This is a genomic window from Mycobacterium sp. (genome assembly GCF_049585075.1).
Classification (GTDB): Bacteria; Actinomycetota; Actinomycetes; order Mycobacteriales; family Mycobacteriaceae; genus Mycobacterium.
In genome coordinates, this window is record NZ_JBAUZA010000080.1 from 1 (window position 1) to 7,134 (window position 7,134).

Consider the following 7,134-nt stretch of genomic DNA (forward strand, 5'->3'; position numbering starts at 1 on the left):
GGCCCGGGTCGACGATGATGGCGTCGGCCCCGGGGCACGGCGCCAGCACGTAGCAGTTGCACTGCAGCAACCCGGCGGGAAATCCGGTGATTAACACGATCTCCAGTTTCCCATCTCCCGACCTGGCATGGGTCGCGCCACCCCTATCCAGCATCAACTGGCACACTCTTTGCTGACTCAGCACATAACCACGGAGGGATATCGGCGGTGCCGACCAACGAACAGCGACGTGCGACGGCTAGACGCAAACTCGAACGCCAGCTGGAACGGCGCGCCCAGCAGGCCCGTCGTCGTCGGACGCTGGGGATCGTCGGAGTGTCGGTTGCGGCAGTGGTCGTCGTCGCCGCGGTGGTGTTCACCGTGGTCTCCACCAACAACGAGCACAAGAACACGCAGGCTTCGGCCCACGCGAGCACGACGGCCAGCACCGCGGCGGGCTCACCGTCGGGGATTCCGCCGTTGCCTCCGTTCAAACCGGCCGCCGACGTAGGCGCCAACTGCCAGTACGTGCCGTCCGCGGAGCCGGCCAGCAAACCGGTGAAGCCGCCGAGGCAGGGCAAAGTGCCCACCGACCCCGCCCAGGTCAGTGTCAGCATGATGACCGACCAGGGTCCGGTTGGCCTGTTGCTCGCCAACAACGAATCACCTTGCACCGTCAACAGTTTCGTTAGCCTGGCGCAGCAGAAATTCTTCGACGACACCAAATGCCACCGGCTCACCGCGTCGCCGACATCGGCGGTGCTGCAGTGCGGCGACCCGACCGGCGACGGCACCGGCGGCCCGGGCTATCAGTTCAACAACGAGTATCCGACCACCCTGTACACAGCTGACGACCCTACGGCCCACGAGCCGGTGATCTACCCGCGCGGCACCCTGGCGATGGCCAACGCCGGACCTAACACCAACGGCAGCCAGTTCTTTATGGTGTACAAGGACACCCAGCTGCCACCGGAATACACGGTGTTCGGCAAGATTCAACAAGACGGGCTGGCCACCCTGGACAAAATCGCCAAGGGCGGCGTCGCCGGCGGCGGTCAGGACGGCCAACCAGCCACCCAAGTCACGATCAAATCAGTGCGGCTGGACTGATCGAATCTTCGGAGCCCTCGGCAGCTACAGGAGAACCCTTTGTGCAGGTGACGACATTCGGGCGCTACCAGCTTCTCGACCTAATTGGCCGTGGCACAACGGGAAAAGTCTTCCGAGCCAACGACACCGTCACCAACCAGGTAGTTGCCCTCAAAGTAGTCGCGCCGGAACTGGGCGAGAATTTAGAGTTCCTCGACCAGTTCCGCCGCGATGTAGCCGCGGCCGCCGGCCTCAATAACCGGCACGTGGTGCCGATCCACGACTATGGCGAGATCGACGGCCGACTGTATGTGGCCATGGGGCTAATCGAGGGCAGCAACCTCGGTCGGCTGATCAGAAACGAAGGCGGCCGAATACTTCCTGCCCGCGCGGTCACGATCATCGAGCAAGTCGCCGTGGCCCTCGATGGCGCGCACCGAGCGGGGCTCGTCCATCGCGACGTCAAACCGTCGAATATTTTGGTCGCGCCGCGAGATTTCGTCTACCTGACCGACTTTGGAATGTGGCGCGACGTCGCAGATACTGCCGCGGCCAGCATGGGCCATGTTCCCGGCGCTTATCTGGCGCCCGAAAGGTTCAGTGGCACAGGCGATGCCCGCTCAGATATCTATTCGCTGGCCTGCGTGTTGCACAAATGCTTGACGGGACAACAGCCTTACCCCGGAGACACCCTCGAAGAACAACGCGAAGGGCACTTGACCGCCCCGCCGCCACGGCCCTCGACGTCCTCGCCCGGCATAGCGCCGGCATTCAACGCCGTGATGGCCGCGGGTATGGCGAAAAATCCGCAGGCTCGCTACCAGACCGCTTCGCAGTTGGCCCAAGCCGCACGAGCAGCGTTGGATAACCGCTTCAGTCCACCGCCAACCGCATCGCCATCGACCCGCTCCCAGCCGGCACCCGGCCATTCCACCGCTGAACCGCCGCCAGATCAGGCGGCCGAATCCGAGAACAGCCACACGTTGGCTCTCCTGGCCGCCATGGTCGCGGCGGGGGTGGCCCTGTTCGGGGTGATCGCGCTGGTGATCATCAGCGCCACGACCTCCTCGGACCGCGGCGGCACCGCGACTACGTCCGCCGCCCCGACCAGCAAGTCCACCACGAGCAGCGCCACGGCGACCACCTCGGTCAAACCGTCGGCGGGGCCGCAGCTTCCGCCGTTCGTCCCCTCCGCGGGTTTGGGCGCTGACTGCGAGTACCCGCCGTCCACCGACGCCGCCAGCAAGCCGGTGGACCCGCCCGACGCCGGCGAGGTTTCGACCTCTCCCGCTAAGGTCGGCGTGACCATCGTCACCAACCGCGGCAAAATCGGCCTGCAACTCGCGAACAACGAATCGCCTTGCACTGTACACAGTTTCGTCAGCCTGGTGCAGCAGAAGTTCTTCGACGACACTCAATGCCACCGGCTGACCACCTCGCCGGGGTTGTCGGTATTGCAATGCGGTGACGCAAGAGGCGACGGGACCGGTGGCCCGGGCTACCAGTTCGCCGACGAATACCCGGCCGATCAGTACCCGGCCCACGACCCGGCGCTGAAGAAGCCGGTGATGTATCCGCGCGGCACGCTGGCGATGGCCAACGCCGGACCGGACACGAACGGCAGCCAGTTCTTCATGGTCTACCGCGACTCGCAGTTGCCGCCGGCATACACCGTATTCGGCACCATCGACACCACGGGCCTGGCGACGCTGGACAAGATCGCCGCGGCCGGCGTCGCCCGCGGTGGCGACGACGGTACGCCCGCAACCGAAGTCACCATCACCTCGGCGCGGCTGCGCTGATCCGCGACCGGTTTACGTGCGTTTGGGCTGCGCGCGCGATGAACTGTTCGGTGGGTGTCGGATGCCAGCCGAGTTCTCGGGTCGCTTTGGCGTGACTTGCCGGCGAGGTGAGCTCGATCAGCCGGGCGCTTTGACTGCTGATCGGGAAGTCGCGATGCAGCAGCGATCCGACAACATCGGATACCCGCGCGAACCCGTAAACCAGGCCCATCGGAATACCCAGTCGTGGTGGTCGCGCACCGACTGCCTTGGCGGCGATCGTCACCAGTTCACGCTGCGTCATGTAACGCTCAGAGATGATGTAGCGCTGGCCGATTCGCCCGCGTTCGGCGGCCAGCAGCAATGCGTCGGCGGCGTCGTCGATGCCGACCACTTCAGCCCCGACACCGCGGATATAGAGCGGCAGCTTTCCACGTGCGGCCAGCGCCACGAGCATCCCTTGGCGCGGCTGCCAATCGGGCGGCCCGTATGGATTCGACACGTTGGCCACCACCGCTGGCAGCCCGTGGTCTGCGGCGTAGGAGAGCACCAACTGCTCTGCCTGGCGCCGTGACTCGATGTAGCTGCCGGCTTGATCCGACCAGTTGAAAGGCGTGTCCTCGTCGACGGTTTCACCGTTGCGACCGATGGCGATGGTGCCAATCGTGCTCAGGAAAACGAACCGTCGTAGGTTCGCCGTCACCGCCACGTCGAGCACCTTGCGCAGGCCGTTGACATTCGTCTCGAACAGCGGGGCCGGGTCTTTGAGCTCCGCCCTGGTGTCGACGATGCAGTAGTAGACAACGTCGCGATCGGCCATGGCCGCAGCCAATTCAGCAGCGTCGGAAATGCCGCCGTAATACCGCTCGACGTCGAGCCCGTCGATTCCCTTGGTGGAGCTGGTCTTTCGTAGCAGAACCCGGACATCAGCACCGCTAGACACCAGCCGGCGGGTAACGCAGGCCCCCACATTGCCGCTGGCTCCCATCACCAGAGCCCGTTGCGGTGACACGATTGCGAGGTCGCTTACGCCGCGGATGTGACGCGATAGACGTCGTAGACACCTTCGACATTGCGGACCACATCCAGCAGATGTCCCAGATGCTTGGGGTCGCCCATCTCGAACGTGAACCGGCTGATCGCCACCCGATCACCGGACGTGGTCACCGACGCGGAGAGGATGTTGACTTTCTCGTCGGCCAGCACCCGGGTGACGTCCGACAGCAACCGGTGCCGGTCGAGCGCCTCGACCTGGATGGCCACCAAAAACACCGACGACGGCGACGGTGCCCAGTGCACCTCGATGATGCGCTCGGCTTGCTGCTGCAGCGACGCGGCGTTGGTGCAATCGGTGCGGTGCACGCTGACTCCGCCACCGCGGGTGACGAACCCCATGATCTGGTCGCCGGGCACCGGCGTGCAGCACTTGGCCAGCTTGGTCAGCACGCCCGCGGCGCCGGGCACCGACACCCCGACATCCTCGGTGCTGCGCGGGCGCCGCGGCATGGTCGCCGGGGTGGACCGTTCAGCGAGATCCTCTTCGGCCTGGTCGATACCGCCGAGCTCAGCCACCAGCCGCTGTACGACGTGCTTGGCCGAGACATGACCCTCGCCGACCGCGGTGTAGAGCGCCGATACGTCGGCGTAGTGCAGCTCGTTGGCCACCGCCGCCATCGACCCGCCGTTGACCAAGCGCTGCAACGGGAGTCCGCCGCGGCGAACTTCGCGGGTGATTGCTTCTTTGCCGGTCTCCAGCGCCTCCTCGCGACGCTCCTTGGCGAACCACTGGCGGATCTTGGCTTTGGCGCGCGGCGACACCACGAACTGCTGCCAATCCCGCGACGGCCCGGCATTTGGCGCCTTGGACGTGAAAACCTCGACGACTTCGCCGTTTTCCAGCTTGCGTTCCAGCGCCACCAGCCGGCCGTTCACCCGAGCGCCGATGCATCGGTGCCCCACCTCGGTGTGCACGGCGTAGGCGAAGTCCACGGGCGTCGACCCGTTGGGCAGCGTGATCACATCACCTTTCGGGGTGAACACGAAAATCTCTTGTACCGCAAGGTCGTAACGCAGCGACTCCAGGAATTCACCGGGGTCGGCGGCCTCTCGCTGCCAGTCGAGCAGCTGACGCATCCAGGCCATGTCGTCGATTTCGGCCGCCGCGAGAGCATGCGGAACCCCGTTGCGGCCCTTGGCTTCTTTGTAGCGCCAGTGCGCCGCGATGCCGTATTCGGCGGTGCGGTGCATATCGCGGGTGCGGATCTGCACTTCCAGCGGCTTGCCCTCCGGGCCGACCACGGTGGTGTGCAGCGACTGGTACACCCCGTAACGGGGCTGGGCGATGTAGTCCTTGAACCGGCCGGCCATTGGTTGCCACAGCGAATGCACCACGCCCACTGCGGCGTAACAGTCGCGGATTTCGTCGCACAGGATGCGGATGCCGACCAGGTCGGTGATGTCGTCGAAGTCGCGGCCCTTGACGATCATCTTCTGGTAGATCGACCAGTAGTGCTTGGGCCGCCCCTCGACCACGGCGGTGATCTTCGACGCGTTGAGGGTGGCGACGATTTCGGCGCGCACCTTGGCCAGATAGGTGTCTCGCGACGGGGCTCGCCCGGCGACCAGCCGCACGATCTCCTCGTACTTCTTGGGATGCAGGATCGCGAACGAGAGATCCTCCAATTCCCATTTGACGGTAGCCATACCCAGCCGGTGTGCCAGCGGCGCAATGACTTCCAGCGTTTCGCGGGCCTTGCGAGCCTGCTTCTCCGGCGGCAGGAAACGCATCGTCCGCATGTTGTGCAGCCGGTCGGCGACCTTGATCACCAGCACCCGCGGATCGCGCGCCATGGCGGTGATCATCTTGCGGATCGTTTCGCCCTCGGCGGCGCTGCCCAATACCACCCTGTCCAGCTTGGTCACCCCGTCGACGAGATGGCCCACCTCTTCGCCGAAATCGTTGGAAAGGGCATCCAGCGTGTAGCCGGTGTCCTCGACGGTGTCATGCAGCAGGGCGGCCACCAGCGTGGTGGTGTCCATGCCCAACTCGGCGAGGATGTTGGCCACCGCCAGCGGGTGGGTGATATACGGGTCGCCCGAGTGCCGCAACTGGGTGGCGTGCCGCTGCTCGGCGACCTCGTAGGCCCGCTGCAACAACGACAGGTCGGCCTTCGGGTAGATCTGGCGGTGCACCGCCACCAGTGGTTCGAGGACCGGGCTGAGTGCGCTGCGCTGGGCCGTCATCCGCCGCGCCAACCGGGCCCGGACCCGACGCGAGGCGCTGCTGGACGTCTTGAGGCTGACCGTGGGTTCTGCCGGCTGCGGCATGTCGGCGACCTGCAGCGGTTCGGTGGGCGGCTGGATCGCCGTCCCCTTGTCGTCCGCCACGTTGGTCACCTCCGAACTCCCAGGATATCGCTGAAGTCTGATTGTCCCGCACTTCCGAGGCTGCTAGCTACCTAGCCACATCCGCAACACTGGCCTCTGACGGAGGCGACGCCCGATCTGCCCGCCTCTGAGCGACAACCTCAGGGCCATACCAACTGTCGCTCAGAGGCGGGCAGATCGCGTGTCGACCGGCGCAGAAACACATGTGACAGCTGCGACCAATGCGAGGTGCCCTACATGCGGAGCAAGCTGTGGACTGGCAGCGGCGCCACGAGATCACGGCCGCCGAGCGCCGCGAGTTCCAGCACCACCGCGGCCATCGTCACCCGGGCCCCGGCCTGCTCGAGCAACCGGTGCGCCGCGGCCACCGAACCTCCGGTGGCCAGTACATCGTCGACGATCACAATCCTGCGCCCTGCCAATTCGATGCGGTCGGCGGGCATCTCCAGGGTGGCGCTGCCGTACTCGAGGTCGTAGGTCTCGCTGAGCACCGGCGGCGGCAACTTGCCGGCCTTGCGGATCGCCAGCAGCCCGGTGCCCAGTCGGGTCGCGACGGCGCCGCCCACCAGGAAACCGCGGGCGTCGATGCCGGCGACCAGGTCGGCCCCGGACACCACATCGGCCAGCGCGTCGGTGACCGCGGCCAGCCCGCGGGCATCGGCGAAGACCGGTGTGAGGTCCTTGAATTCCACACCCTCCGTAGGGAAGTCGGATACCTGCCGAGTCAGCGACGCGATAACGTCTTGGACCTCAGTCACCGCACCAAGACCCATCGATCCATATTCCAGCCGGCACCCCAGCGGCTGGGGTTGCTGCTGACGGCGTACATCTTCTTCGACGCCAGCAAGGTCCGCTGCTGGCGGTACAGCGGCAGCGTCGGCAGATCGCCCCACAGCAC

The 7,134-nt window shown here is 65.7% G+C and carries 7 protein-coding genes and 1 pseudogene; 3 read left to right on the plus strand and 5 right to left on the minus strand.

From position 1 onward, the window contains the following. On the minus strand, positions 1 to 97 hold a 97-nt coding region (locus WB785_RS03860; RefSeq protein WP_424077374.1), incomplete at its 3' end, for an MBL fold metallo-hydrolase. Between the two features lie 110 nt (positions 98 to 207). Here WB785_RS03860 and WB785_RS03865 point away from each other — a divergent pair. The 3 genes and pseudogenes from WB785_RS03865 (at position 208) to WB785_RS03875 (ending at position 2,870) form a co-directional block, all read left to right on the plus strand. Then, positions 208 to 1,089 carry a peptidylprolyl isomerase gene (locus tag WB785_RS03865; protein ID WP_424077372.1) on the plus strand — a complete coding sequence of 294 codons (882 nt, stop codon included), beginning with the start codon at positions 208 to 210 and terminating at the stop codon, positions 1,087 to 1,089. Between the two features lie 47 nt (positions 1,090 to 1,136). Beyond that, positions 1,137 to 1,880: pseudogene (locus WB785_RS03870) on the plus strand (serine/threonine-protein kinase); the annotation flags it as partial. 171 nt (positions 1,881 to 2,051) lie between these two features. Further along, positions 2,052 to 2,870 (plus strand): peptidylprolyl isomerase, encoded by an 819-nt coding sequence (locus WB785_RS03875; protein ID WP_424077375.1) that lies wholly within the window; start codon positions 2,052 to 2,054, stop codon positions 2,868 to 2,870. Here WB785_RS03875 and WB785_RS03880 read toward each other — a convergent pair. The 4 genes from WB785_RS03880 to WB785_RS03895 all read right to left on the minus strand — a co-directional run. Next, a complete protein-coding gene (locus tag WB785_RS03880) occupies positions 2,848 to 3,837 on the minus strand; it encodes an NAD-dependent epimerase/dehydratase family protein (RefSeq protein ID WP_424077376.1) in 990 nt (329 codons plus the stop codon). The genes WB785_RS03875 and WB785_RS03880 overlap by 23 nt on opposite strands. Before the next feature lie 38 nt (positions 3,838 to 3,875). Beyond that, positions 3,876 to 6,176, minus strand: a complete 2,301-nt coding sequence (locus WB785_RS03885) for a RelA/SpoT family protein (RefSeq protein WP_424077377.1) — start codon at positions 6,174 to 6,176, stop codon at positions 3,876 to 3,878. A 293-nt stretch (positions 6,177 to 6,469) separates the two neighbouring features. After that, positions 6,470 to 7,009: an adenine phosphoribosyltransferase gene (locus WB785_RS03890; RefSeq protein ID WP_424077373.1), complete on the minus strand. Its 540-nt coding sequence runs from the start codon at positions 7,007 to 7,009 to the stop codon at positions 6,470 to 6,472. Next, the coding region (locus WB785_RS03895; protein WP_424077378.1) for a hypothetical protein at positions 6,991 to 7,134 on the minus strand (144 nt) is incomplete at its 5' end. The genes WB785_RS03890 and WB785_RS03895, both read right to left, overlap by 19 nt.